The 25,371-nt window shown below is 68.6% G+C and carries 22 protein-coding genes and 1 pseudogene; 11 read left to right on the top strand and 12 right to left on the bottom strand.

Translation table 11 applies throughout. The annotated features are described in order from the left end of the window. Positions 1 to 26: 26 nt before the first annotated feature. A complete protein-coding gene (locus tag ACZ56E_RS24540) occupies positions 27 to 1,454 on the top strand; it encodes an MFS transporter (RefSeq protein ID WP_471217323.1) in 1,428 nt (475 codons plus the stop codon). Here the strand turns inward: ACZ56E_RS24540 and ACZ56E_RS24535 are convergent. The 3 genes from ACZ56E_RS24535 to ACZ56E_RS24525 all read right to left on the bottom strand — a co-directional run bounded on the left by ACZ56E_RS24535 (position 1,420) and on the right by ACZ56E_RS24525 (position 4,054). After that, entirely contained in the window at positions 1,420 to 2,949 is a 1,530-nt protein-coding gene (locus ACZ56E_RS24535) for a sodium:solute symporter family protein (RefSeq protein ID WP_471217322.1), read from the bottom strand. The genes ACZ56E_RS24540 and ACZ56E_RS24535 overlap by 35 nt on opposite strands. After that, positions 2,946 to 3,182, bottom strand: a complete 237-nt coding sequence (locus tag ACZ56E_RS24530; RefSeq protein ID WP_471217765.1) for a DUF3311 domain-containing protein — start codon at positions 3,180 to 3,182, stop codon at positions 2,946 to 2,948. Before ACZ56E_RS24530 ends, ACZ56E_RS24535 begins: the two co-directional genes overlap by 4 nt. A gap of 98 nt (positions 3,183 to 3,280) precedes the next feature. Beyond that, positions 3,281 to 4,054: a class E sortase gene (locus ACZ56E_RS24525; RefSeq protein WP_471217763.1), complete on the bottom strand. Its 774-nt coding sequence runs from the start codon at positions 4,052 to 4,054 to the stop codon at positions 3,281 to 3,283. On the opposite strand from ACZ56E_RS24525, the gene ACZ56E_RS24520 reads away from it, so the two are divergent. The 3 genes and pseudogenes from ACZ56E_RS24520 to ACZ56E_RS24510 all read left to right on the top strand — a co-directional run. After that, the gene (locus ACZ56E_RS24520) at positions 3,983 to 4,138 is read left to right on the top strand and encodes a hypothetical protein (protein ID WP_471217798.1); all 156 of its coding nucleotides are present in this window, start codon (positions 3,983 to 3,985) and stop codon (positions 4,136 to 4,138) included. The genes ACZ56E_RS24525 and ACZ56E_RS24520 overlap by 72 nt on opposite strands. A gap of 414 nt (positions 4,139 to 4,552) precedes the next feature. Next, positions 4,553 to 5,593 (top strand): SEC-C domain-containing protein, encoded by a 1,041-nt coding sequence (locus ACZ56E_RS24515; protein WP_471217320.1) that lies wholly within the window; start codon positions 4,553 to 4,555, stop codon positions 5,591 to 5,593. 442 nt (positions 5,594 to 6,035) lie between these two features. Next, positions 6,036 to 8,213: pseudogene (locus ACZ56E_RS24510) on the top strand (DUF3427 domain-containing protein); the annotation flags it as partial. Here the strand turns inward: ACZ56E_RS24510 and ACZ56E_RS24505 are convergent. Then, the gene (locus ACZ56E_RS24505) at positions 8,206 to 8,814 is read right to left on the bottom strand and encodes an ATP-binding protein (RefSeq protein WP_471217319.1); all 609 of its coding nucleotides are present in this window, start codon (positions 8,812 to 8,814) and stop codon (positions 8,206 to 8,208) included. The pseudogene ACZ56E_RS24510 and the gene ACZ56E_RS24505 overlap by 8 nt on opposite strands. Positions 8,815 to 9,041: 227 nt before the next feature. Here ACZ56E_RS24505 and ACZ56E_RS24500 point away from each other — a divergent pair, with 227 nt between their 5' ends. The 5 genes from ACZ56E_RS24500 (at position 9,042) to ACZ56E_RS24480 (ending at position 12,828) form a co-directional block, all read left to right on the top strand. After that, positions 9,042 to 9,890 (top strand): helix-turn-helix domain-containing protein, encoded by an 849-nt coding sequence (locus ACZ56E_RS24500; protein ID WP_471217318.1) that lies wholly within the window; start codon positions 9,042 to 9,044, stop codon positions 9,888 to 9,890. Further along, positions 9,887 to 10,093: a DUF397 domain-containing protein gene (locus tag ACZ56E_RS24495; RefSeq protein WP_471217317.1), complete on the top strand. Its 207-nt coding sequence runs from the start codon at positions 9,887 to 9,889 to the stop codon at positions 10,091 to 10,093. The genes ACZ56E_RS24500 and ACZ56E_RS24495 overlap by 4 nt, the downstream gene beginning before the upstream one ends. Positions 10,094 to 10,802: 709 nt before the next feature. After that, complete coding sequence (locus ACZ56E_RS24490) at positions 10,803 to 11,858, top strand: SRA domain-containing endonuclease (RefSeq protein ID WP_471217315.1); 1,056 nt, start codon at positions 10,803 to 10,805, stop codon at positions 11,856 to 11,858. A 50-nt stretch (positions 11,859 to 11,908) separates the two neighbouring features. Continuing rightward, on the top strand, positions 11,909 to 12,424 hold the full coding sequence (locus ACZ56E_RS24485) for a nucleoside deaminase (RefSeq protein WP_471217313.1): 516 nt from the start codon (positions 11,909 to 11,911) through the stop codon (positions 12,422 to 12,424). 101 nt (positions 12,425 to 12,525) lie between these two features. After that, the gene (locus ACZ56E_RS24480; RefSeq protein WP_471217312.1) at positions 12,526 to 12,828 is read left to right on the top strand and encodes a hypothetical protein; all 303 of its coding nucleotides are present in this window, start codon (positions 12,526 to 12,528) and stop codon (positions 12,826 to 12,828) included. Between the two features lie 34 nt (positions 12,829 to 12,862). On the opposite strand, the gene ACZ56E_RS24475 is transcribed toward ACZ56E_RS24480, so the two are convergent. The 4 genes from ACZ56E_RS24475 to ACZ56E_RS24460 form a co-directional block, all read right to left on the bottom strand. Then, a complete protein-coding gene (locus ACZ56E_RS24475) occupies positions 12,863 to 13,285 on the bottom strand; it encodes a hypothetical protein (protein ID WP_471217310.1) in 423 nt (140 codons plus the stop codon). A 125-nt stretch (positions 13,286 to 13,410) separates the two neighbouring features. Then, positions 13,411 to 14,388: a GlxA family transcriptional regulator gene (locus tag ACZ56E_RS24470; RefSeq protein WP_471217309.1), complete on the bottom strand. Its 978-nt coding sequence runs from the start codon at positions 14,386 to 14,388 to the stop codon at positions 13,411 to 13,413. Positions 14,389 to 14,446: 58 nt separating this feature from the next. Beyond that, entirely contained in the window at positions 14,447 to 15,928 is a 1,482-nt protein-coding gene (locus ACZ56E_RS24465) for an MFS transporter (protein WP_471217307.1), read from the bottom strand. A 196-nt stretch (positions 15,929 to 16,124) separates the two neighbouring features. Further along, a complete protein-coding gene (locus ACZ56E_RS24460) occupies positions 16,125 to 17,426 on the bottom strand; it encodes a DUF445 domain-containing protein (protein ID WP_471217761.1) in 1,302 nt (433 codons plus the stop codon). Positions 17,427 to 17,740: 314 nt separating this feature from the next. Here ACZ56E_RS24460 and ACZ56E_RS24455 point away from each other — a divergent pair, with 314 nt between their 5' ends. Next, positions 17,741 to 19,063 (top strand): SGNH/GDSL hydrolase family protein, encoded by a 1,323-nt coding sequence (locus ACZ56E_RS24455; RefSeq protein ID WP_468601542.1) that lies wholly within the window; start codon positions 17,741 to 17,743, stop codon positions 19,061 to 19,063. Between the two features lie 131 nt (positions 19,064 to 19,194). On the opposite strand, the gene ACZ56E_RS24450 is transcribed toward ACZ56E_RS24455, so the two are convergent. The 4 genes from ACZ56E_RS24450 to ACZ56E_RS24435 are packed head-to-tail and all read right to left on the bottom strand — an operon-like array spanning position 19,195 to position 22,587. Continuing rightward, complete coding sequence (locus ACZ56E_RS24450; protein WP_471217305.1) at positions 19,195 to 19,923, bottom strand: DUF1707 SHOCT-like domain-containing protein; 729 nt, start codon at positions 19,921 to 19,923, stop codon at positions 19,195 to 19,197. Positions 19,924 to 19,934: 11 nt separating this feature from the next. Continuing rightward, the gene (locus ACZ56E_RS24445; protein WP_471217303.1) at positions 19,935 to 20,945 is read right to left on the bottom strand and encodes an ABC transporter ATP-binding protein; all 1,011 of its coding nucleotides are present in this window, start codon (positions 20,943 to 20,945) and stop codon (positions 19,935 to 19,937) included. 6 nt (positions 20,946 to 20,951) lie between these two features. After that, complete coding sequence (locus ACZ56E_RS24440; RefSeq protein WP_471217302.1) at positions 20,952 to 21,773, bottom strand: ABC transporter permease; 822 nt, start codon at positions 21,771 to 21,773, stop codon at positions 20,952 to 20,954. Then, the gene (locus ACZ56E_RS24435; RefSeq protein ID WP_471217301.1) at positions 21,766 to 22,587 is read right to left on the bottom strand and encodes an ABC transporter permease; all 822 of its coding nucleotides are present in this window, start codon (positions 22,585 to 22,587) and stop codon (positions 21,766 to 21,768) included. The genes ACZ56E_RS24440 and ACZ56E_RS24435 overlap by 8 nt, the downstream gene beginning before the upstream one ends. A 209-nt stretch (positions 22,588 to 22,796) precedes the next feature. Here ACZ56E_RS24435 and ACZ56E_RS24430 point away from each other — a divergent pair, with 209 nt between their 5' ends. Further along, positions 22,797 to 25,370 carry a transglycosylase domain-containing protein gene (locus ACZ56E_RS24430; RefSeq protein ID WP_471217299.1) on the top strand — a complete coding sequence of 858 codons (2,574 nt, stop codon included), beginning with the start codon at positions 22,797 to 22,799 and terminating at the stop codon, positions 25,368 to 25,370. The last annotated feature ends 1 nt before the right edge of the window (position 25,371 follow it).

Raw genomic sequence — 25,371 nt, 5'->3', positions numbered from 1 at the left:
TTGACTGAACCTCGAAGGGCTGACCCATGTCCACCCGGCTCGTCCGCACACCCGCCACCGCTCCGTCGACCGCCCCCGCGCCACCACCCGGCACCCGCACATCCCCCGCGCCGCGCGCCGCCGCCACGCTCGCCGTCACCAGCGCCGCCACCGCCGTGGCCCTCATGACGTACACCGCGCCGATGATCACGCTCCCCGACACGGCCGCCGCCCTGCACACCCCGCTCTCCGCCCAGGCCTGGCTGCTCAACGGCACACCGCTCGGCCTCGCCGCCGTGCTCCTGGTCGCGGGCAGCCTCGCCGACGACCACGGCCGGCGCCGGATCTTCCTCTCCGGCACCGTCGCGCTCGGCATCACCACCGCACTCGCCGCGCTCGCCGATTCGACCTGGCTGTTCACGCTGGCCCGCGTCGCCCAGGGCGCGGCGAGCGCGGCGATCCTCGCGAGCAGCCTCGGCCTGCTCGTGCACGCGTTCCCCGCGGGGCCGGGCCGGATCAGGGCGACCGGCATCTGGGGCGCGTTCGTCAGCGGCGGCATCGCCGCGGGCCCGCCCGTCGCGGGCGGCATCGCGAGCGTGGGCCCGGACGGCTGGCGCTGGGCGTACGCGGTGCTCGGTCTCGCCGCACTTGTCGTCGCCGCCTTCGTCCCGCGGGCGGTGACGGAATCCCGCGCCGCGCGGCCCGGCCGCCCGGACCTGGCGGGCGCGTCGGCGCTCGGCCTCGCCCTGACCTCCCTGGTGGCCGCGCTCACCCTCGGCAGGGACGGCTGGCTGCGCGCGCCGGTGGGCGCGCTCCTCGCCGCGACGGTCGCCCTGCTCGCCGCGTTCGTGGCCGTGGAGCGCCGCGGCAGAAACCCGATGCTCGACCTCGGCCTGCTGCGCCGCCCGCTCTTCCTGGCCTCGACGACGGGCGGCCTGTTCACGGGCTTCTCCGTGATCGCCCTCTTCAGCTACCTGCCGACCCTGCTCCAGCACACGCTGGGCCTGTCGACGATGCACGCGGCCTGGCTGTTCGTGATCTGGTCGGGCACGTCCTTCGTGGCGGCGCTGCAGGCCAGACGGCTCGCGGGCCGGGTCTCGCCCCGCCACCAGCTGGCCGTCGGCTTCACCCTGCACGCCGTCGCCGTCCTGACGATGCTCGGCGCGGCCGGAGGCGGCTCCTGGCTGCGTCTGCTGCCGGGCCTCCTCCTCTCGGGCATCGGCAGCGGCCTGCTGAACGCCGCGCTCCCGCTGCTCGCGGTCGAGTCCGTGCCTGCCGAGCGCGCCGCGATGGGCTCGGGCGCCAACAACACGGCGCGCTACATCGGTTCGGCGGCGGGCGTCGCACTGATGATCGCGGTGTCGACGTCGACGGACGACCTCGCGCACGGCGCGGACATGGCGATGGTGGTCTCGGCCGGCCTCGGCCTGCTGGCCGCGGTCAGCGTGCTCCTGCTGAGGGAGCGGCGGGGCTGAGGACATCCTCTTCGCCGAGCGGGTCGCTCGCGAGGACCTCGTCGTCCGGCCGCCCGTCCTCGCGGTCGGCCGGACCGGCGTACGTCACGGTCAGCGCCACGGCGAGATTGACGGCGAGCGCGACGATCCCCGCGTTCACCCCGAAGACGGGGTCGTGCTCGCTGAAGACGAGGGCGCACACGATCCCGACCCCCACGACGAGCCCGCTCAACACCCCGGCGAGCGTCAACTTCCGCCACACCAGACCCAACAGCAGCATCGGTACGAGCTGGGCCATCCCCTCGTAGGAGATGAGAGACAGCCGTACGAGGGTGTTGGGCGCCCCATAGGTCAGGGCGAGGGCGAGCGCGCCCGCGACGACGACCACGCCCTGCGAGGCGAGTTTCTGCCGCTGCGGAGTGCGCCACCGGGGCAGCAGCGACAGCACGCTGCTCCCCCACATCGTCCCGATGACCAGCATGAACACGGCCATCGGGACGATGGAGGAGAGCGCGGCCGCCACCCCGATGACGCCGACGGCCCACGCGGGCAGCGAGTCGACGACCAGCTTGAAGAGCGCGAGGTTGGACTCGGCGCCGACGAGCCCGGGCACGACGAAGAGCGCGGCCATGCCGAGGAGCATGGGCACGAAGAGCAGCACGTTGTAGGCGGGCAGCCAGATGGCGTTGCGCCGCAGCCCGTCCGCGCTGCGGGCGCCGAGGTAGCCGGCGACGGTGGTGGGGAAGATGACGACGGTGAGCGCGTTGAGGAGCGAGGTCGTGGCGAACCACGCCTCTCCGTAGGCGCTGCCTCCGCTCCCCGGCAACGTGAGCCAGTCGCTCTTCTCGCGCACGATCCGGTCGAGGAACGGCCCGTACCCGTCGAAGTAATGCAGGGGTACGTAGACGGCGAGGAAGGCGAGAGTCCCCACGACGAGGACGTCCTTGAGCACGGACACCCAGGCGCTGCCGCGCAGCCCGCTCACCACCACGAACCCGGTCGTGACCGCGAAGCCGATGAAGTAGGCCCAGTTGAGGCTGATGGCGCCGTAGGAGATGGTGGAGACGACCACGCCCATGCCGGTGATCTGCAGCTGGATGTACGGCAGCAGGAACACGGTGGCGAGCAGGGCGACGCCCGCACCGAGCCACGGCCGTCCGTACCGGTGGGCGACCATGTCCGAGATGCTGACGAGCCCGTGCCGCCGGGCGTAGGCCCACAGCATGGGTCCGACGACGTACCCCACGGCGTAACCGCAGGACATGTAGGCGACGACGTACAGCACGGGCGCCCCGTGGTTGTACCCCCAGCCCGCCGCCCCCAGATAGCTGAAGCTGGTGTACCCCTCCCCCGCCATCAGCACCCAGATGAACACGGCCCCGAGGCTGCGCCCGCCCACGGACCACTCGGCGATCCCGCCCTGCTGCCCGCGCCCGCGGACGGCGGCGAGGCCGAGGGCGACGGTGCCGGCCATGAAGACACCGAAGACGAGGGTGGCGACGGCTCCGTCACTCATGCCGGACCGCCTTCGCGCTTCCGGGCCGGCTCCCGGTCCCGCTTCCGGCCCAGCTTCCGGTCCCCGCGGTGGGCCAGCCACACGCACAGCGGCGTGAGGAGGGTCGCGCAGAGGAGCCAGAAGAAGAGGAAGGGCAGCCCGAGGACGACGGGCCGGACGCGGTTGGCGAGGGGCAGGGCCCCGAGATAGAGCACGAAGGGGCCGAGCAGCCAGAGGAGGTGGGGGCGGGACAGGTAGGACGGCGGGCGGCGAGCGATCACGAGGGTCGACCCTATCCGGGCCTACCCGGGCCTACCCGGGCCTACCTGGGCCTACCTGGGCCTACCCGGGCCTACCCGGGGCGCATGGACCGCAGCTTCCCCCAGACGACGAGCCGGTATTTGGAGGTGTACTCGGGGGTGCAGGTGGTGAGCGTGATGTAGTACCCGGCGTCGCGATACCCGTGTCCCGTGCGTACGTCACTACGCGGCACGCTCCGGATGACGCCACTGTCGCGGGCGGAGGTCTGCGCCAGGGTCTTGTCGACGACGTACGTGTAGAGGGCGTCCGCGGTCCGGACCTCGATCTCGTCCCCGCGCCGCAGCCGGTTGATGTACCGGAAGGGCTCACCGTGGGTGTTGCGGTGCCCGGCGAGAGCGAAGTTCCCGGCCTGGCCGGGCTGGGCGGTGCGGGGATAGTGCCCGGCGTACCCCTGATTGAGTACGGCCCCTTTGCTCACGCCCTCGCCGACGGGGACGCGGATGCCGATGCGGGGGATGCGGAGGACGGCGTAGGCCTGGTCCCAGTGGGGTTCGGGCGCACCGGTCGACCCACCGGTGGCCCCCGCGGGTGGGCGGCCGTCGCGCGGTGGCCGGTCACCGCCGCCTCCCGAGGAGGCCTGGGGAGGGGGCACGGGGAGGGACCCCGAAGGCCGCCCGGAAGCGTCGGCCTTCGGAGTGGGCTCCCCGACAGGGGAAGTGGCCCACTCCCTCTCCAGGGCCTCGACCTTCCGCTCGGCGGCGGCGCGGGCCTGCCGGTTGGTCCACCAGAGCTGATGGGCGACGAGGAGGAGCAGGACGATCCCGAGGGTGACGGCGACTTCGGCACCGTTCCAGAGGAGCCGCAGGCCGAGGGGGCGAGGCGGGCGGCGCTCTTGCTGAGGGCGACGGGGGCGGTGACCTCGCTGTGGGCGACGGGGGCGGCGCCCTAGCTGAGGGCGACGGGGGCGGCGCCTTAGCTGAGGGCGACGTGGGCGGCGACCTTGCTGAACGACGGGCACGCGACTACGCACAACGCCTCCTCAGCCCGATGTCCCCCGCCCGGCCCGACGGGCCGCCGCTGCCCGGCGGACTGCCACTGCCCGACGGACTGCCATTACCCGACAGGCTGCCGCTGCCCGACGGACTGCCGCTGCCCGACGGGCTGCCATTGCCCGACAGGCTGCCGTTGCCCGGCGGACTGCCATCGCCCGACGGACTGCCATCGCCCGACGGACTGCCGCCGGAGGATAGGCGCTGCACCGACAACATTCCATGGCCGAACCACATCAACGCCCGCACCCACTCAGCGCTGTCGTGGCCCCGACCCTCCTGCGGGAGGCACGCTCGGCAGTACGGTGTCCCGTATGCGCCCCGAGAAGCCTGCTGCCGCCGACCACGTCGACGTCGACCACATCGCCGAAGCCGCGCGCCTGGAACGCACGGCCGACCTGTATCCGGAGGACGCCGAACAGCTCCTCCTCCAGGCCGCGGCCCACCTCGAACTGGCCGGCGCCCGCGACCGCGCGACGACGCTCTACGACCGCCTCCTGTCCCCCTCCGCGCCGCACCCCGCGTCCGCCCCGCTCCTGATCCGCGCGCTGAAGGCCTCGAACCTCTGGGAGTACGGCCACGAGGCCGAGGCCCGCGCGATCATCGACGGAGTCCGCACGGCGGCCCCGCGGGAGCCGGCACCGTGGGTGATCGTGGCGGAGTCACTCGAAGCACACGACGAACTGGAACAGGCGCAGGCGACCTTCACGGAGGCGGTGTCCCTCCTGATCCCCGCCACCACGACGGACCCCCCGTACACGACGCACCCCCTCCTCTTCGGCCGCCACCGGGTACGCCGCCTCCTGGGCGCGGAGCACGACGAGTGGGACGCGCTCGCGGACCGCGTCTCGACGGCCTCCGTCTCCCTGGACGAACTCCACGACCCGAAGCGGATCTGGTCCCTCGGCTCGGAGAACCCCGCGGAACTCCGCGCGGAGATCGCCCGCATCCAGGCGGAGTTGGGCTCCTACCGCGAGGCACTGTCCCGCCCGTTCCCCGTAGCAATCCTCCACTGGCCGTCATCGGAACTGACAGAACTCCTGACGGCCTACCCGTCCCTGACCTCGGAATACCCGTCCCACGAGGCCCACCTGTCGACCATAGAGTCCTCCCTCCGCGAACTCTCCACCTCAGGCACCCCGAACCTGGGCATCGTCACAGGCACAGTCCCCTCCTACGAAGCCTTCGCCGCCTCAGAGGCCACATCCCCGGCGGACCCATCCCTGCTCCCCCAGTACGCAACGACACTGGCGGCCCGAGGCCGAGCGGTCTCTTGGCCGCCGGAGAGGGGCGGGGTTTGTTGGTGCGGTTCGGGTCAGACTTACGCCTCATGCCACGGAGCCCCCTCCGCCTGACCGCGAGGACCTCTGGCTAGCCCCACCGACACAACGCTAAAGATCCTCCCGCTGCCGACCGAGTCCATAGGCTGGTTCGGCATACCGCCGCTAGGTGATATCGCGTGCGGCACTTTCCTGGGGAGGACTAGGCGTGACTGAGGCGTTGGGGCCCAACGAGGCCACTTCTGGGTTGTACGAGCAGTTGGTGGCGCTGCGCATCGAGGACCAGCTGAAGGGCCTCGATGCAGCCAACTTGCCCACGATCAACGGCTTGACCGGTTCTGCGTCGACGCCTCGCGACGTCGCATGGCGCATTGCCGAGGCCATACGCAGCACACTCCAGCAGCTGCCCGAGCAGGAACGGGTGCACACGGCACACAGCCTTCTGGAGTCAGTGGCAACGTTGGATGGTGTCCGTGACTGGGTCAATCGTCTAGCTGCTGAACGCGGGATGATTGCCTATCCGCACCAGAAAGACATGCTGGAGCGTCTAGCAGTAGAGCGCTCGGTCCGTGGCCGCCACCGCAATCTCTTGGTTGCCGCGACTGGAACGGGCAAGACGGTGATGGCGGCGCTCGACTACCAGGAGCTGTGCCGCGAAGCAGGACGCAGTCTGCGACTGCTTTTCGTCGCACACCGCAAGGAAATCTTGGATCAATCACGGCAAACATATCGACGTGTGCTAAATGATGCCACGTTCGGCGAATCACTGCACAGTGGCGACAGCCCTCAAAAGTGGAACCATGTCTTCGCGAGCGTCCAGTCTCTCAACCCTCAAGTGCTAGAGGGCATATCCCCAGATTACTTTGACGCAATCGTCATCGACGAGTTCCACCACAGCACCTCCCCTACATACCGAAAGATCATCGATCACTTCACGCCGATGGAACTTCTCGGCCTGACCGCAACCCCCGAGCGCATGGACGGAAAGAACGTTCAAGATGAGTTCTTTGACGGTCACATCGCGGCAGAGATGCGTCTATGGGAGGCGCTAGAGAACGAACTCCTCAGCCCATTCCGTTACTTCGGGATCAGCGATGACACTGACCTGCGGTCGGTGGCGTGGAAGCGTGGCACTTACGATCTAGCCTCCCTCAGTGAAATATTCACGCAGAGCGGTGAACGTGCCCAACTCGTCGTAGAAGCAGTCAAGGAGAAGGTTCCTGATCTGGGAAGTATGCGCGCCCTGGGATTCTGCGTATCCGTCTCTCACGCGCAGTTCATGGCCCACTACTTCCGAGAGGCTGGGATAAAGGCCACCGCTCTCTCTGGCGCGAGCCACCGCGATGAGCGAAAAGAGGCCCTAAGCGACCTGACGGCCGGAAAGATCCAAGTGATCTTCTCTGTTGACCTGTTCAATGAAGGCCTCGACATCCCCGATGTAGACACTTTGCTGCTGCTCCGCCCCACCGCAAGCGCGACCCTGTTCCTGCAGCAACTCGGCCGCGGACTGCGCCGCACAGAACATAAAGAGTTTCTGACGGTTCTAGATTTTATCGGCCAGCACCGCAAAGAGTTCCATTTCGAGAACCAATTTCGAGCGCTCACGAACCTCACCAGGAAGCGCCTACTGGATAACCTGGAGCACGATTTCCCATCGTTGCCGTCGACCTGCCAAATCATTCTGGAGCCCAAGGCCAAGCAAGCCATCATCAAGAACATCAAGGAGCAACTTAACGTCAACGCCAATGCCCTTGCTCGCGAAGTCAGGGAGTACGACGAGTCCGACCTGTCTACCTACCTGACAGAAAGCGGGCGAGACATCAAGGAAATCTACCGTGGCGGCAACGGCAACTCGTGGACCAGCCTTCTCCGGCGCGCGAAACTGCTTCCGGAAGCGGCCCCTCATGGCGAGCTAGGCCTGTTGAAGCGCATCTCATCTTTCCTCCACGTGGACGATCGTGACCGCATCGAGGCATATCAGCGACTCCTTGCAGATAATGCACCTATCTACGACGACATGAGCCCGCTCGATCAGAGCTTCGCCCGCATGCTCTTCTTCAACTTCTGGGACAATGCCGGCGGTTACTCCTCCTACCAGGAGGGCCTAGCTTCACTGCAGGAGCATGAGGCTGTCCGCGACGAGCTCCGCCAGGTCCTTGAACACTGCCTGGCCCACGCAGATCACTACCCGATCCGCCTAGAAGAGCCGCACAGCAACCTCCCCTTGAACATCCACAGCTCCTACAACCGCTCGGAGATCCTTGCAGCCCTCAATGTGGCCCGCTTGGGTGGGCAGATGCCGCGTTCGTTTGCGCAAGGCGTAGTGGAGGCCAAGGAGTTCAACACCGATGCCCTCCTCATCACTCTTGAAAAGGATGACAAGGACTTTACTCCCACCATCCGGTACAAGGACTATGCGATGAGCCCGACACTCTTCCACTGGGAGTCGCAGAACGCCACGGATGAGAACTCCGCCACCGGCCGCCGCTACCGCGAGCACGCCCAACGCGGCAGTCACATCCTGCTGTTCGTGCGCCGCTACAAGAGCACCGACATCGGTGGCGCCGAGCCATGGATGTTCTTGGGTCCCGCCCAGTACGTATCCCACGAGGGCAGCAAGCCGATGGCGATCACCTGGCAGCTCCAGCACGAGGTGCCGGCCGACGTCTGGACGTACTCCTCAGTCACTACCTAGGGGCCTCTTCCTCAGCCTCGAAGTGCAGTTGCGCCCGATCCAACACCTCGTCGGGGTCACATCCGTACGCGCGGAGCCAATGGAGGAGGCCGGCGATCTGACCGATCGCCGCTTCCTCCGCCACCACGGCTCTCAGGCGCCCCTGCCCTAGTGGCTGTGCAAAGCAGGCGTCGCTGTACACCGCAAGAGGCTGCGCCGTCCGCGGCGCAGGTGAGCAGTCCCCGTGACCATTCCGGGCAATGAGGTCCATTGCCAGTTCACACCACACCACCTTGGAATCCGCGTGGAGGATAATGCCCCAACGTTGCTCTGTGACGGCATCGATGAGTTGCATTCCACGCCCCGATTCCGCGTCACTTCCGGCGGCGTGAAGAGTGGGTAGGGCTCGCGCGTCAGGGTCTCGCATCTCGATGCGCAGATACGTGCACCTCATGGAGACCGTGAGCGTAGCGGGTGTTCCCACACCGACGTGGTTGATGACGTTCGAGGTCAATTCCGTGACGCACGTCTGAGCCGAATCGACGAGCCCCGGAATCCCCCACCCCGTGAGGTGGTTCTTCAACGCGCGCCGCAGTACCGCTACCTCTCTGAGATCTGTCACGAAGGATAGGTCCCACGATTTCTGCCTAGCGCAGCTACCTGCAGGGGTCACAATGCCTACCTTCCACACCATCCGCGCACTGCGTGACCACGGGTCACTCTTAGCGAGAGAGTCCCAGTGACCATCCCGTCGTGCAACATGCACGAAGAGATTCCCCTGATGGAGTGATTGGAAGTTGGCGTCACCTCCGATGTGATGGAACATCCGCTACAGCAAGAGGAGTTGACGTGTCCGGTTCGCCCACCGCACGCCGCCGACGACTGGCGATCGAGGTCAAGAGGCTGCGCGAGGAGAACGGCTTCACCTGCAACCAAGTCGGCAAAGCGCTGGACTGGAGCAGCTCCAAGGTGAACCGTATGGAGACGGGGCAAGGCCGGGTCCAACCATCTGATGTGGACGCTCTGTGCCGCTTCTACGAAACCTCGGATGAACTGCGCGACCTGCTCAAGTCCCTGGCCAAGGAGTCCAAGACAAAGGGCTGGTGGCACGCCCACGGGACTGCCGTCCCCTCCTGGTTCTCCGTCTACGTGGGGCTAGAGCAGGCGGCATCCGACCTGCGTAGCTATCAGGGAGAGTTCATCCCCGGCTTGCTTCAAACGCGCGACTATGCGACGGAGTTGAGCCGCTCTTGGGTCGATCACACAGCCGACGAGATCCAGCGGATGGTCGACGTGCGCATGCGACGCCAGGCTCTGTTGGTAGGCGACTGTCCCCCTGACCTGTGGACCGTCGTGCACCAGAGCACGCTGATGCATGTCGTCGGAAATCGGCGGGTCATGGCCGGCCAGCTCGAACGTATGCTGGAAATGGCGGAGCTGAGGAACGTGACGGTCCAGGTCTTGCCGTTTGACGCAGGCGCCTACCCCACGACCGGGTCGTTCACTGTGCTCGGCTTCCCGGAACAAGAGGACCCAGACGTGGTGTACCGAGAAGGACTGACGGACTCCGTCTATCTCGAGGAGCCCAAGGACGTCGCCCTCTACTCGAAGGCGTTCGACCACCTCAGGGCCTTGGCCCTCGGCCCGCAGCGCTCAGTATTGCTGATCAAAGAAATCCTGAAGGAGCACTCCCTATGACCTCACTTCCAACGGTTCAGTGGCGGAAGAGCAGTTACAGCAATGGCATGGGTGGGGAGTGTGTCGAGGTCGCCAGGTTGTCGACGACTGACATTGCCGTGAGGGACTCCAAGGTGCCTACACGACCTAGCATTACCGTGGGCGCCCGCGCCTGGGAGGGGTTCATAGGCGCCGTTCGCGAGGCGCAGTCCATCGACGCTTAGCTAGCGAACCGCTACCAGCTTCTAGGTGGCTGACTGCTCCGTTCCCCGGACTACCTCCCCGGCACGTTCCAGGAAGAGGGCGCGGTGATCTGCCACGACCTGCATTTTTCGCTCCCACTGGGTCCAGCGCGAGTCCAGGTCTCCTGCGGTCTGGGGCATCCCGCGCTGAGCGTCGACGAGAGCGTGAGCTGCCTCGGCCGTTTTGGTTCTGAGTAGCTGAGCGAGATCCACCACCTCCTCCGGTCCCCACAGGGCGAGTTGGTTGAGACAGGGCTGCATAGCCAATATGCGCGAACCGAGTTCAGTACGGGCGTCGCTTGCGAGAACTCCGCCCCCGCGCACGCCAGCCGCTGCTCGACGCAGTGAGTCCTCCACCGCGGAGTGTGCGTCGAGCAACTTCGCGTAGACCTGCTGTTGCTGGCTGCGAACCCATTGGACATGCCCGGCAGCAGCTTGTCCCTCAACCTGCAGTCGAGCGGACTCCACTGTCTTCTCTCCGCCAATGCGAGCGCCTCGGAGGCCAGCGAGTGCGCCGATGAAGGCGCCTGCGACGGCCCCCGCGGTCCCGGACACTCCAGCTATCACCGCAGCGAGTCCTTGGTCCATGCGTCCATCATCCCCGACTCACCAGTACGCCCCAACGGCCCCCCTGGCTTGGCCCCTTGCCCCCTCACTCTCAGGCTGGATCGGGCCGACTAGCCTCTGAGGTATGACCACTCTCGCCCCTTCGTTCAGACCCGGAGACATCCGCACCCGTGCGGAAATTCGTGCGGAACTGGGAGGAAGCCCCCAAGGGGGCATCTGCCCGTCAAGGGAGAAGGGAACGGTAGTTCTCTACTCCGACATCAGCGCTGGTGAGAAGTACGGGTACCGGGACGGGTGGCTACGCGAGCCGGATAGATTTGGCCCCATTTTCGAGTACACGGGCGCGGGCGCTGTCGGAAACCAGTCGTTCGAAGGGCTGCGGGGGTCAGGGAACGCAGCGATTGCCCTGCACGCCACTGATGGGCGCATGCTTCATCTATTTATCGCGGCTGGAAAGGTCCCGGGCACGGGCATCAGGACCCACCGCTATGTAGGGGCTTTCGGGGTCGATGAAGATCGACCGTATGTCATACGACGCGCGCTCGACGAGAACCAAACAGAGCGCGATGTCATCGTTTTCCGTCTGCGGCCTATCGGGGAATTCTTCCGGTCGGAGGATGACGTAATTCCGCCCGCGCGGGAGACGAAAGTGACCTTCGTCCGAGGCGGGGCACTACGCCGCCCGAGGGCGCCCAAGCGAGGGAGGGTAATCGGCGGGCGGGACGCCTCGGCGGCAACTGCTGCTGCTCAGACGCGGGAGGACTTGACTGTTGACTATGCAGCCACACTCAGCGGTGATCAACACTCTGTTGGCCGTCTTGAAGTGCGGGCCCGAGGCCTCGAAGACACCCTAGTCGCCGAACTGTTCGACGAGACCCAGCATGCTGTCTACGAACCTTCCGGAAGCGCCTCCCGCCAGGCAACCAAGGACGCCTTTGTGCAGCTCCTGGAAATCAGTAGGTACGTGGAGTCAACCGACAACAGGCCACTGCGGCGCATGGTCCTCCTGCCTGGCTTGCCTGATGACGACATTCGCGACCTTCTCGCAGCGAATAACGTCGGAATTATATATCGAGACGAAGCTGGAGATTTCATCGAGTTCTCCAGCTCGAGCCCCACGTTCAGCATGTCGGAGAACCCGACATACCCCTGCGCCGAATGTCCTGTACTCGCCCGTTAGGGCTGAGTTACGGTGCTTCTGTATGGATGTGTCGATGGAGAGGGAGATCCGTGCCTTACGCCCCCGAGCAGGACCACGACCGTAAGTTCCTCGAAATGGCCATCGCCAACTCCCGGCGCTCGCTTGAGGACGGCAGCAGCAAGAAGCCCTTCGGAGCCGTCGTCGTCCAGGGTGGGGAAGTCGTGGGGGCGGGGAGCAATTCCGTCGTCGAGTCATGTGATGCGACTGCTCATGCTGAGGTCAATGCCCTGCGCGATGCGGGGCAGCGGCTCGGGACGTATCTCCTGGAGGGCGCCACGCTGTACTCCAGCTGCGAGCCCTGCCCCATGTGTCTCACCGCCTGTTACTGGGCGGGGATCAGTCGTCTCGTCTACGCCGCCGACCGGCACGACGCCGCCCGCAACGGGCACCCGGACCTTCAGTTCTATCGGGAGCTGGCGCTGCCCAACAGCGAGCGGCGGTTGTTGGACGAGGTGCCCGTCGAAGGGGAGATCCGGTCCGACGCGGTCGGGGTGCTCGCCGCGTGGGCCGCCGAGCAGCCGGAGCCGGTCGAGCCGAAGCTCTGAGGAACCGAGGCTCTGAGGGGGCCGGCCGCCGCCTCGTTGCTCCGCGTTAGCCTCATCCGTAGACAGACAATGTGGGTGTAATACCGAGAGGCGGATCAGTCATGGCGAGGATTCCGGCGGCAGTCGTGGCGGCGAGTGGGCTGGTCGGGGGGTACGCCACCGCCCGGTTCACCAAGAAGCGGCCCCTCGGTGGCGTCGTGCTCGCCGCCGCCGGAGCCGTGGCCGCTCGGCAGTGGCGCGAGACCGCCGGCGCGAAGACCGCCGCCGCGCTCAGCGCCGCCTACGTCGCCGGGTTCGCCGGGTCGCATCCGCTCGCCAAGAAGGTGGGCGCCTGGCCCGCCGTCTTCAGCGTTGCGGGTGGGGTCGGGGTCGCCTCCTGGGTCCTCGCCGACCGCCGTAGTTGAGGGGGAGGGGAGGGGGCTACGGGGCTGCCCTGGCTCATGTGGTGCGGCGGGCCGCGCTTCTCGCCACTCCCGCCGTCACCAACGCCCCCACCCCCATCACCAGCGTGCAGAACGCCCACGCCAGTGGCCACGCGTTCGCGTCCTGCGTGGGGTGGGAGTTGAAGGAGACGTACATCAGCGTCGCCGGTGGGGCCGCCACCACCAGTAGCGTCCATGCCAGGCGGTCTCTTATGCCGAAGTAGGCCGCGAGGGTCAGGAGTGACAGGGCCAGGAGTGCTGCTCCTGACGTCGTCACCGGGGACGTTTCGTTGAGCGCGCCCGCGGTCTCCGTGCGGTTGCGCAGGTCCCAGGGGAGGCACGCCACGTAGGCCGTGGCCGCCAGCGCCGCGCCCAGGAGGCGGGTCGCGTACCTGGGAAGCGGTGCCGTGTGCCGTAGCGGTATCAGCGTCGCGTTCATGTGTACGACGGTGCCGTCCCGGCCGCGCGGCACGACAGAGTACGCGTACTCATTCCAGCGTGCTCATTCTCGGAGTGCGCTCATTCTCGGAGTGGGGCCCAGCCGCGGACTTCACGAAGTGGGGCCTAGCCTCGGAACGTTGCGCGATACGTCGCCGGTGACACCCCCACCCCCGCCACAAAGTGCGCCCTCAGCGACGCCGCCGTGCCGAAGCCCGCCTCCGTGGCCACCCGGTCCACCGTGTGGTCCGTCGACTCCAGGAGTTCGCGGGCGCGGTCGACCCTCCGCTGCGTCAGCCACTGCATCGGTGTCAGGCCCGTCTCCTCGCGGAAGCGGCGGCTGAACGTGCGGACGCTCATCGAGGCCCTGGCGGCCAGCTCACCCAGCGTCAGCGGGTCGGACAGGTGCTCCTCCGCCCACGCTCGCGCCGCGCTCGTCGTCGATGTCGACTCCCGGACCGGAACCGGCCGTTGGATGTACTGCGCCTGGCCGCCCTCCCTGTGCGGCGGCACCACCGTGCGGCGTGCCACGTCCGCCGCCACCGCCGCGCCGTGGTCCCGGCGGATCATGTGGAGGCACAGGTCCACGCCCGCCGCCTCACCCGCCGAGGTGAGGATCCGGCCCTCGTCCACGTACAGGACGTCCGGGTCGACCGTCACCGAGGGGAACGTACGGGCGAACAAGTCCGTGGACAGCCAGTGTGTCGTCGCCCTGCGGCCGTCGAGCAGGCCCGCCGCCGCCAGGACGAACGCTCCCGTGCAGATCGACGCCAGCCTCGCCCCGGACGCCGTTTCCAGTGCCCGTGCCAGCGGGGCCGGCAGGCCGTCCGGGGGCAGTTGCTCGTCCTCCTCGTGCGAGGCGGGCACGATCACCGTGTCCGCCCAGGCCAGCGCCTCCGGGCCGTGCGGCGCGCCCACCGGGAAGTCCGCGTCCGTGCGGACCATGCCCGGACCCGTCACCGCGCACGTCCGCACCTCGTACAGCCGCTCCCCCGCCGGGCCCCGCGCGCCGCCGAACAGCTGGTGCACCAGGCCCAGTTCCATCGGCAGTACGCCGTCTCGTACGAGCACCGCCACCCTGTGTGTCCTGGAACTCATGGCCATGCGCAGAACCTAGCGGCCCAGCGGCCCCTCACTTCGTCTCGCTTCGTCTCACTGCGTCTCACTTCGTCGTCGCCGACAGCGGTGTCGCGATGTCCTCGAGGGACCTCCGCTCCGCCCGCACCGCGAGCACCGCCGCGACCAGGCCCGCCGCGCACATCAGGCCCGCGCCGATCTGGAAGGCCAGGACCGTGTCGCCGACGACTCCCGACTCGGTCAGCTTCGCGAAGATCAGCGGGCCGCTGATGCCGCCGGCCGCCGTGCCGACCGCGTAGAAGAAGGCGATGGCCATGGCGCGCGTCTCCATCGGGAAGATCTCCGAGACCGTGAGGTACGCGCTGCTCGCGCCCGCCGACGCGAAGAACAGGACCACGCACCAGCAGGCCGTGAGCGTCGCCGCGCTCAGCGAGCCGCGGTCGAAGAGCCAGGCCGTGACGAAGAGGAGGACGCCGGAGGAGATGTACGTCGAGGAGATCATGATCCGGCGGCCGACCGTGTCGAAGAGCTTGCCGAGGAAGAGCGGGCCGAGGAAGTTGCCCGCCGCGATGACGGCGAAGTAGTAGCCCGTGCTGCCCGACGGGACGTCGTAGAACTTGGTCAGGATCGCACCGAAGCCGAACGTGATCGCGTTGTAGAGGAACGCCTGGCCGATGAAGAGGGACAGGCCGAGGACCGCGCGCTTCGGGTAGTCGCGGAACACCGTCTTGGCGATCAGGCCGAAGCCGATGCTCTTGCGCTGGTGGATGGTGATCTCGCGGTCGGGCGGCGGCAGCGGCTCGCCCTTCTCCTCCTCGATCTCCCGTTCCACCGACGAGACGAGTTCCTCCGCCTTCTCCCCGTGCCCGTGGATGAGCTGCCAGCGCGGGCTCTCCGGGACGTGGCGGCGTACGAGGAGGATCACCAGGCCGAGTACGACGCCGAGGGCGAAGGTGAGCCGCCAGCCCAGGTCCTTGGGGAAGATGCTCGTGTTGAGCATGACGACCGAGAGCAGCGAGCCGCCGATCGCGCCCAGCCAGTAGCTGCCGTTGATGATCAGGTCGACGCGGCCCCGGTACTTGGACGGGATGAGCTCGTCGATGGCCGAGTTGATCGCCGCGTACTCCCCGCCGATGCCGAAGCCCGTCAGGAACCGGAAGAGGAAGAACCACCAGGCGTCGAAGGAGAGCGCGGTGAGGGCCGTGGCGCCGAGGTACACCGCGAGGGTGACCATGAAGAGCTTCTTGCGGCCGTACTTGTCGGTGAGGCGCCCGAAGAACAGCGCTCCGGCGCAGGCACCCGCCACGTAGAGGGCCGCGGCGAGGCCGGTGACCTGGGCCGAGCTGATCGCCAGACCGCTGCCTTCCTCGGAGAGGCGGCTCGCGATGTTGCCGACGGTGGTGACCTCGAGGCCGTCCAGGATCCAGACCGTGCCGAGGCCGATCACGATCATCCAGTGCCAGCGGGACCAGGGCAGCCGGTCCAGGCGGGCGGGGACGGCGGTGGTGACGGTGCTGCCCGGTTCCTCTCGGTCATGCGATTCCGCAGGCGTGGACGACGCGGTCATGGCGGGCGACTCCTTCCGCTGCAGCCACGTCGCCGGAGGGACTGCGCCGGAGGGACTGACCCCCGCACCACCCGGACGACGGCCACCTCGACGCCGAGGGGCCCCTCCAGAGTGCCCAGCGAACCCCCGATCACGCTCGCCGACCCGCGTCCACGTGCGCCTGAGACGTGCGCCCACGCCCCCCGCCCGGCAGCCGCTACGCCCCCAGCAGCCGCGACACCGAATAGATCGCGAGCCCCGCCAGGGAGCCGACCACCGTGCCGTTGATCCGGATGAACTGCAGGTCACGGCCGATGTGCGCCTCGATCTTCTTCGAGGTGTGCTCGGCGTCCCAGCCGGCCACGGTGTCGCTGATGAGCGAGGTGATCTCGTCGCGGTACGTCGTCACCACGTACACCGCGGCGCCCTCGACCCAGCCGTCGACCTTCCGCTGGAGCCGCCCGTCCTTCGCCATCCGCGCGCCGAGCGACAGCAGCGACGCCCGCACGCGCAGCCGCAGCTCGCTGCGCTCGTCCTCCGCCGCCGCCACGATCATGGCGCGCACGGCCGACCAGGCGGAGGCGATGAGGTCCTGCACCTCACCGCGGCCGAGGACCTCCCGCTTCAGCCGCTCCACGCGCTCCCGCGTGTCCGAGTCGGACTGCAGGTCGGCGGCGAAGTCGGCGAGGAACCGGTCGACGGCGCCGCGCGCCGGGTGCTCCGGCATGTCCCGCATCTCGGTGACGAAGCGGAGCAGTTCCTTGTAGACCCGCTCGCCGACCCGCTTGTCGACGAACCGCGGCGTCCAGCCGGGCGCCCCGCCCTGCACCGCGTCCATCACCGAGTCGGCGTGCTCGACGAGCCAGTCGTGCGCGCGGACGCAGACCAGGTCGACGACCCGCTTGTGGCCGCCGTCCGCGACGACCTTCTCCAGCATCTTGCCCATGCCCGGCGCGATCTCCTGGGCGTCGGCCCGCCGCGTGATGGCCTCGCCGACGACGGCCTGCACATCCGAGTCGCGCAGCACGGTCAGCGCGCCCCGCAGGGCCGTGGCCAGCTCGGCCGTCACCCGGTCGGCGTGCTCGGGGTCCGCCAGCCAGGTGCCGAGGCGGCTGCCGATGCCCACCGCGCGCAGCCGGCCTCGTACGACATCGGCGGAGAGGAAGTTCTCCCCCACGAAGTCACCCAGGGAGGCGCCCAGCTGGTCCTTCTTGTTCGGGATGATCGCCGTGTGCGGGATGGGCAGGCCGAGCGGGTGACGGAAGAGCGCCGTGACCGCGAACCAGTCGGCGAGCGCGCCCACCATGCCCGCCTCGGCCGCCGCGGCGACATACCCCGCCCACGGGCCCGCTCCGGAGTGCTGCGCCCACTTCGCGAGTACGTAGACGACGGCGACCAGGACGAGCAGTCCCGTCGCCGTGATCTTCATGCGGCGGACGCCCCGGCGCTTCTCCTCGTCGGCGGGGCTGTAGGCGAGGCCGCCGAGGCCGCCCTTGAGGGGCCCTACAGGTTCCCGTATGGGTTCCTTTGAGCCATTTGAGGGGCTGCCGGCACCGAAAGCGCCGCCCTCCTTGGTCGAATCCTCCGCATTTGCGCGTTCCACTTACTCCACCCGGCCCGTTCGCGTCGTCCTCGTCCGCACTGTTCCCCTGCCACTGTTCCCCTGCCCTGTGTTCTACGTCCCTTCTGCCCTACTCCTGGAACGAACGACAAGTTCCCGGCGTCTGAAAGAGCGGAGGGGGGCAGTGTCGGCCGTCTCCCGGCCCATGCCGCATCATGGGGTGATCACACCGGAGCCTCGGGGCTCCCCCTGCCCGAGGAGAAAGAGCCCGCATGACCAAGCGACACGGTTATGCCCTTCTCGCCGCGGTTCTCGCGGTCATAGTGGTGATTTCAGGCGCCATATACATCGGCGTCTCCGGCACGGACGACGGCTCGCAGGACACCATCAGCGCCGGCGGCCGCAACCCCCGCAACTCCGCCGCACCCGCCTCCTCCGGCACCTGGGTCGGCTCCTGGTCCGCCTCGCCCGCGGGGTCCGAACCGGGCACGGCACAGAAGGGGTTCGCCGGCCGCTCGATCCGCAACGTGGTGCACACCAGCGTCGGCGGCACCAGCGCCCGCATCACCCTCTCGAACCTGTACGGGACCACACCGCTCAGCGTCACGCACGCCTCCCTCGCCCTCGCCTCCGCGTCGAACAGCCCCGCCGCGGCGGCCGGCACGCTGCGCAGGCTCACCTTCAACGGCAACACGTCGGTGGTGATCCCGCCCGGCGCCCAGGTGATGAGCGACGCGGCGCGGCTGCGGGTCCCGCACGACGCGGACCTGCTCGTCACGACGTACTCGCCGACCCCGTCGGGCCCGGTCACCTACCACCCGCACGCGCGCCAGATCAGCTACGTCGCGGAGGGCGACCGCACCGAGGACCAGCTGGGCGACGCGTACACCGAGCAGAGCCCGTACTGGCGTTACCTCTCCGCGGTGGACGTCCTCAGCAACGAGACCGACGGCACCGTCGTCGTCTTCGGCGACTCCATCACCGACGGCATCTCGTCCACGATGGGGGCCAACCGGCGCTGGACCGACGTCCTCGCCGACCGGCTGCGCACCGAGTCGGGCGCGCCGCGCTACGGCGTCGCCAACCAGGGCATCAGCGGCAACCGCATCCTCTCCGACGGGAACGGCAACCCCGCCGTCAACCCGAGCGGGCTCTCCCGCTTCGACCGGGACGTGCTGGACAGGACCGGGGTCAAGGCCGTGGTCATCGCGCTCGGCGTCAACGACATCCTGCGCAACCCGCACCAGAACGATCCCGACCGGATCGTCGAGGGGCTGCGCGAGCTGACCCGGCAGGCGCACACGCGCGGGCTGCGGGTCGTCGGGGCGACGCTCATGCCGTTCGGGGGGCACCGGGGGTACGAGCCCGTCCTGGAGGACGTGCGCCAGGCCGTCAACGCGGAGATCCGCTCGGGGAAGGTCTTCGACGAGGTCGTCGACTTCGATCGGGCGTTGCGGGATCCGTACGATCCGCGGAGGCTGCGGAAGCAGTATGACTCCGGGGATCATTTGCATCCGTCCGATGCGGGGTTCCGGCGGATGGCGGAGACGTTTAATTTGTCTGACCTGAAGGGGTCGGCTGCGGCTGAGCTCTGAGTCTTTGGGTCCCCCGCCCCCTGGGGCTTCCCTCCCGGGTGCGGGGGATTATCTGCGGGTTCGGTGTGGCTGGGCGCGCAGTTCCCCGCGCCCCCAGAACTACCCGGGGTGCTCGGTGCGTTAAGTGCTGGTCAGGGGTGGATTTGGCGGCGGGACTGCTTGCGTTGGAGTTTTTCTTTGCGGCGTTCTTCCTTCAGGCGGAGTTTTTCGGCCTTGCGGAGTTTGCGGTCGACGCCCACGCCGCCCATGAGGGCGAAACCCTTGACCACGACGCGGGGTGAGTCGGGTGTGCCCTCGCCGGTCGCCCTGTCGTCGAAGCCGCCCATGATGCCGAAGCCCTTGACCACGACGGTCATCTCGGGCGGCACGGTGACCTGCAGGCCGCCCATGATCGTGAAGCAGCGGATCTCGACGTCGCGCTCCGTGAACCGTGCCTCGCGCAGGTCGATCTCGCCGCCGCCCCACAGCGCGAACCCGGTGAACTGCCGGCCGACCACCCAGCCGCCCTTGCGGCTGAACCCGCTCCAGATGGCGATCCCGACCGTCGACGTCGGTTCGCCGGTCGTCATCCGCTCGTCCCAGTCGATTGCGGCGGGGTTGTCGTCGGTCGGCCGCTTCACCATGGACACCTTGGCCCCGTGCGAGGGCAGGTCGCGGGTGAGGGGCTCCAACTCCCCGTACGTACGGGCCTTGTACGTCGCGTCCAGGCGCTCCTCGAACTCCGTCATGTCGAGGCGTCCCTCGGCCATCGCGTCCCGGAGCTGTTCGGCCACCCGCTCACGGTCGGCGTCCGATGCCCGCAGGTCGGGCAGGGCCGGCCGGTCGGGCGGGTTGGGCAGGTCGGTGAGGTCGTCACTCATAAGCCAGAAGCCTACGAGGTCGGCTTCTCGGCGTACATCTTCGCGATGACCGCCTCGATGTCCGGCTCCCTGACCGAGAGGTCGGCCAGCGGATAGCGCGCCGCGATCCGCGCGACAAGCGGAGCTGCCGACTCCGCCGCCGGGAAGGCGAGCCACTGCCGCGGACCCTCGACCTTCACCACCCGCGCCGACTCCGAATCCACCTCGATCGGCGGGAGTTCGCGTTCGAAGTCGACCACCAGCGTGCGCTCGCTCTCGCCCACCTCGTGCAGGCCCGCCAGCGGCCCGTCGTACATCAGACGCCCGTGGTCGATCACCATCACGCGCTTGCAGAGCTGCTCGATGTCGGTCAGGTCGTGCGTGGTGAGCAGGACCGTCGTCCCCGCCTCCTCGTTCAAGTCCCGCAGGAAACCACGGACCTTCGCCTTGCTGATGACGTCGAGGCCGATCGTCGGCTCGTCGAGGTACAGCACCTCGGGGTCGTGCAGCAGCGCCGCCGCGATGTCGCCGCGCATCCGCTGACCGAGGGAGAGCTGGCGTACCGGGACGTCCAACAGGGCGGACAGTTCGAGGAGTTCCACGCAGCGGTCGAGGTTCTCGGCGTAACGCGCGTCCGGGATGCGGTACATGCGGTGCATCAGGCGGTACGAGTCGATCAGCGGCAGGTCCCACCAGAGCGTCGTGCGCTGGCCGAAGACCACGCCGATGCGGCGGGCGAGCTTCGCGCGCTCCCGCGACGGGTCGATGCCCGCCACCCGCAGACGGCCGCCGCTCGGCGTGAGGATGCCCGTCAGCATCTTGATCGTCGTCGACTTGCCCGCGCCGTTCGGGCCGATGTAGCCGACCATCTCGCCGCGCGGCACGGTGAAGGAGATGTTGTCGACGGCCCGCACCTCGTGCCGCTCGCGCCGCAGGAAGCCCGTCTTCCTGCGTACGTCGAAGACCTTCTCGACGCCGTCCAGCTCGATGAGGTCCGTCTGGCCCTTCAGGTCTGTGGGCGAGTCCGTCAGGTCTGTGTGCAAGGCGCTTCAGCTTCCTGTGCTGCGGTACGAACGAAGACCCGTCCGCCAGGCGAGGCCGGCGAGCGCGAGACACCCCGCGGCCACCAGCGGCGGCGTGAACGCCACCCACGTCGGCAGGTCCAGCGGATAGGGCCGCCCGAGGACGTACAGCGCGGGCAGCCAGTTGACGAAGGCGAGCGGCAGAATGAAGGTGACGCCGCGCACCAGGTCCTTGGCGAAGACGGTCGGCGGGTACTGGAGCAGGGTCGTACCGCCGTACGTGAAGGCGTTCTGCACCTCGGCCGCGTCCTGCGCCAGGAACTGGAAGGCCCCGCCCGCCACGAACACGGCCGCGAAGATGCCCGCCCCGCTCAGCAGCATCAACGGCACCATCAGGACCTTCAGCGGCGTCCAGTCGAGGTCCAGGACCACGAGGGCGTACGCGAGGACCAGCGCGCCCTGCGCGAGGCGGCCGATCCTGTGCAGCCCGAAGCGGTCGGCGGCGACCTGCGCGATGACCGGGGCGGGCCGCACCAGGAGCGTGTCGAGCGTGCCGTCGCGCACCCGCCTGCCGAGCCGGTCCATGGACCCGATGGCCAGGTCCGCGAGGCCGAACGCGGTGCACGAGGCGCCGTACAGGAAGGCGATCTCGGAGAGCGAGTAGCCGCCGAGCCGGTCCACCTGGGAGAACATCAGCAGGATGGCGACGAAGTCGAACGCGGTCACCGCGAAGTTGCCGAGCGCCGTCATCGCGAACGACACGCGGTAGGCCATGAGGGAGCGGATCCACATGGCGGAGATCAGCCGGTAGGCGCGCAGCCCCTCGCGCACCTGTCGCAGGTCAGCCACCCTGGACCACCACCCGTCGCGTGGCCGCGCCCTGCAGCAGCCGCCCGGCCGTGAGCAGCGCCGCCGCCCAGCCGAGCTGGAAGGCGTACGTCCGCAGCAGCGCGGCGCCCGAGCGCTCCCCGAGGAACACGTCGGCGGGCACCTGGAGCAGCGCCGACCAGGGCAGCGCGCGGGCGAACTCGCCGAGCGCGCCGGGGAAGACGTTCAGCGGGAGCAGCATTCCGGAGAAGAAGGTGCCCGCGAGCATCGCCACCTGGGTGGTGCCGGCGCCGTCCATCAGCCAGAAGGCGGAGAGCGCCACCAGGAATCTGATCGCGAAGCTGACCACCGCGCCGAGCAGCACGGCGGTCAGGAACGCCAGCCAGCGCAGCGCGTCCGGTGGCAGCGTCAGGTCGAAGACGAGCGCGCCGAAGATCATCGGCACGATCCCGCGTCCGAGCAGCTGGAACGCGGCCCGGCCCAGGTCGGTGGCGAGCCACCAGGCCTGGAGGTCGGCGGGCCGGTAGAGGTCGACGGCGATGTCCCCGGTGCGGATCCGCTCGATCAGCTCGTTCTCGAAGCCGCCGCCCATCAGCGCCATCGCGGTCAGGAGGCCCTGGCCGAGCCAGACGTAGATGAGCGCCTGGGACTGGTCGTAGCCGCCGAGGCCGGGCCGCTCGTCCCAGAGCGCCACGTAGGTGTAGGCGAGAATGAGGCCGAAGACCGTATTGGTGAACACCCCGGCAGCCGTCGCCACCCGGTACGTGGCGTACCTGCGGAAGCTCCCGCCGGTGACGGCCGTGTACAAACGGAACCGTCCTGCACGCACGAGCATCCCTTTCACCGTGGGCTTCGTCCCGAACCGGGCCAAAGCGCTGGAGCCTAGTGCGATCGGGGTCGCTCGTGCCAGGCATTTTCGGCGTACGGGCGCGTGCCTGGTCAAGAAGGCGTGTGACCAGGGTGTGCAATGGGGTGGCAATGGGGTTGCCATGGGGTTTACGAGGCGTGCTGGATGTACGACGCTAACCGGGAGTTCCGCAAGACATGAGTGACGAGCCGCAGCAGCAAGGTCCTGCCGGGCAGCAGGGTCCTGCCGGGCGCCGGGGCTGGCAGCCCCGTGAGCCGCAGGACACGCCCGAGGACGCGGCGACCGCCGACGACAAGACTCCCGCCGAGGCGACCCCTGCCGAGGCGACCCCCGCGGCCTCCGAAGCCTCCACGGCCTCCATGGCCTCTGAAGCCTCCGCGGACTCCGGCGACGGCCCGACGGACAAGAAGGCCAAGAAGGCCAAGCGTCCCAAGCGCAAGGGCTGGCGGCGGATCTTCCCGACCTGGCGGATGGTCCTCGGCGGCTTCATCCTGATCGTCCTGCTATGCGTCGGCGGGTTCATGGCGGGCTACATGCTGGTCGACATCCCGCCGGCGAACGCCGCGGCCACCAAGCAGAGCAACGTCTACCTGTACTCCGACGGCACCCAGATCGCCCGCGACGGCGAGGTCAACCGCGAGAAGGTGCCCCTCAAGCAGGTCCCGCTCACCGTCCAGCACGCCGTGCTCGCCGCCGAGGACCGCGACTTCTACGGCGAGTCCGCGGTCGACCCGAAGGCGATGATCCGCGCGGCCTGGAACACGGTCACCGGCAAGGGCAAGCAGTCCGGCTCCACCATCACCCAGCAGTACGTGAAGAACTACTACCTGGGCCAGGAGCAGACGGTCACCCGCAAGGTGAAGGAGTTCTTCATCTCGATCAAGCTGGACCGCGAGGTGAGCAAGAACGACATCCTCGAGGGCTACCTCAACACCAGCTACTTCGGCCGCAACGCGTACGGCATCCAGGCCGCCGCCCAGGCCTACTACGGCAAGAACGTCCAGAACCTCACGGTCGGCCAGGGCGCCTACCTCGCCACCCTCCTCAACTCCCCCAACGCCTACGACGTCGCGACGCACCCCGAGAACAAGCAGCGCGCCGCGGGCCGCTGGAACTACGTCCTGGACGGCATGGTCAAGGAGGGCTGGCTCAGCCGCCCCGACCGGGCGAAGACGAAGTTCCCGATGCCCGACGAGGCCAAGGGCGCGGCAGGCCTGTCCGGGCAGCGCGGCTATGTGGTGAAGGCCGTCGAGGACTACCTCATGGCCAACAAGATCATCGACGAGGACACCCTCGCCAAGGGCGGCTACCGCATCACCACGACTCTCCAGAAGGACCGCCAGGACGCCTTCAAGAAGGCCGTCGACGAGCAGGTCATGTCGAAGGTCGACAAGGGCGCCCGCAAGGTCGACCGGAACGTCCGCGCGGGCGGCGCCTCCATCGACCCGGCCACCGGCAAGGTCGTCGCGATGTACGGCGGCATCGACTACACCAAGCAGTACGTCAACAACGCGACCCGCCGCGACTACCAGGTCGGCTCCACGTTCAAGCCGTTCGTCTTCACCTCCGCGGTGGAGAACGGCTCGGTCACCCAGGACGGCCGGCCGATCACCCCGAACACCGTCTACGACGGCACCAACAAGCGTCCCGTCCAGGGCTGGAGCGGCGGCACGTACGCCCCCGAGAACGAGGACCACGTCAACTACGGCGACATCACCGTCCGCACCGCCACCGACAAGTCCGTGAACTCGGTGTACGCGCAGATGGCCGTCGATGTCGGCTCCGACAAGGTCAAGGACACCGCCGTCGCCCTCGGCGTCCCCAGGACCACGCCCGACCTCACCGCGTCCCCGTCGATCGCGCTCGGCCCGTCCACGGCGAGCGTCCTCGACATGACCGAGGCGTACGCGACGCTGGCGAACCACGGCAAGCACGGCACGTACACGCTCGTCGAGAAGATCACCAAGAACGGCGACGAGATCACGCTGCCGGAGCCGAAGACCCGGCAGGCCGTGAGCCGCGAGGCCGCCGACACCACCACCTCGATCCTGCAGAGCGTCGTCCAGGGCGGCACCGGTACGGCGGCGCAGGGCGCGGGCCGGCCCGCCGCGGGCAAGACCGGCACCGCGGAGAACGACACGGCGGCCTGGTTCGCGGGCTACACGCCCGACCTCGCCACGGTCGTCGCGGTGATGGGCCAGGACCCCGAGACCGGCGCCCACACCCCGCTGTACGGCGCGCTCGGCGAGCCCCGCATCAACGGCGGCGGCTATCCGGCACGCGTCTGGGCCGAGTTCACCAAGGACGCCCTGGAGGGCAAGCCCGTCAAGGACTTCGACCTGGAGCTGGAGCAGGGCGCCGACGTGCCCGAGGTGCCCGACCCGACGACCGGCGGCACCGACGAGCCCGGCACCGGCGGCACCACGGACGGTGGCGCCACCACCGGCGGCGAGCAGGACACGGGCGGCGCCCAGACGGGCGGTCAGGACACCGGCGGCGGCGCCACCACGGGCGGCCAGGACGGCGGCGCCCAGACGGGCGGCCAGACCGGTGGGCAGGACGGCGGCCAGACGGGTGACCCGACCGGCGGCCAGGACCCCGGCGGAGCCGCCGACGGAGGCGCCGCCGACGGCGGACCGACCGACGGGGGCGCCCAGGGCGGGCCGACGGGTGGCGGCACCGACACGGGCGGCGGGGCGGTCGACGGCGGCATGGACGACGGGGGCGCGATCGGCTTCCCGGAGGGCTAGC

The organism is Streptomyces sp. NPDC039480 (genome assembly GCF_055597165.1).
Note: the sequence above shows the minus strand (reverse complement) of the source record. Positions and strands in the feature narration are given on the sequence as shown.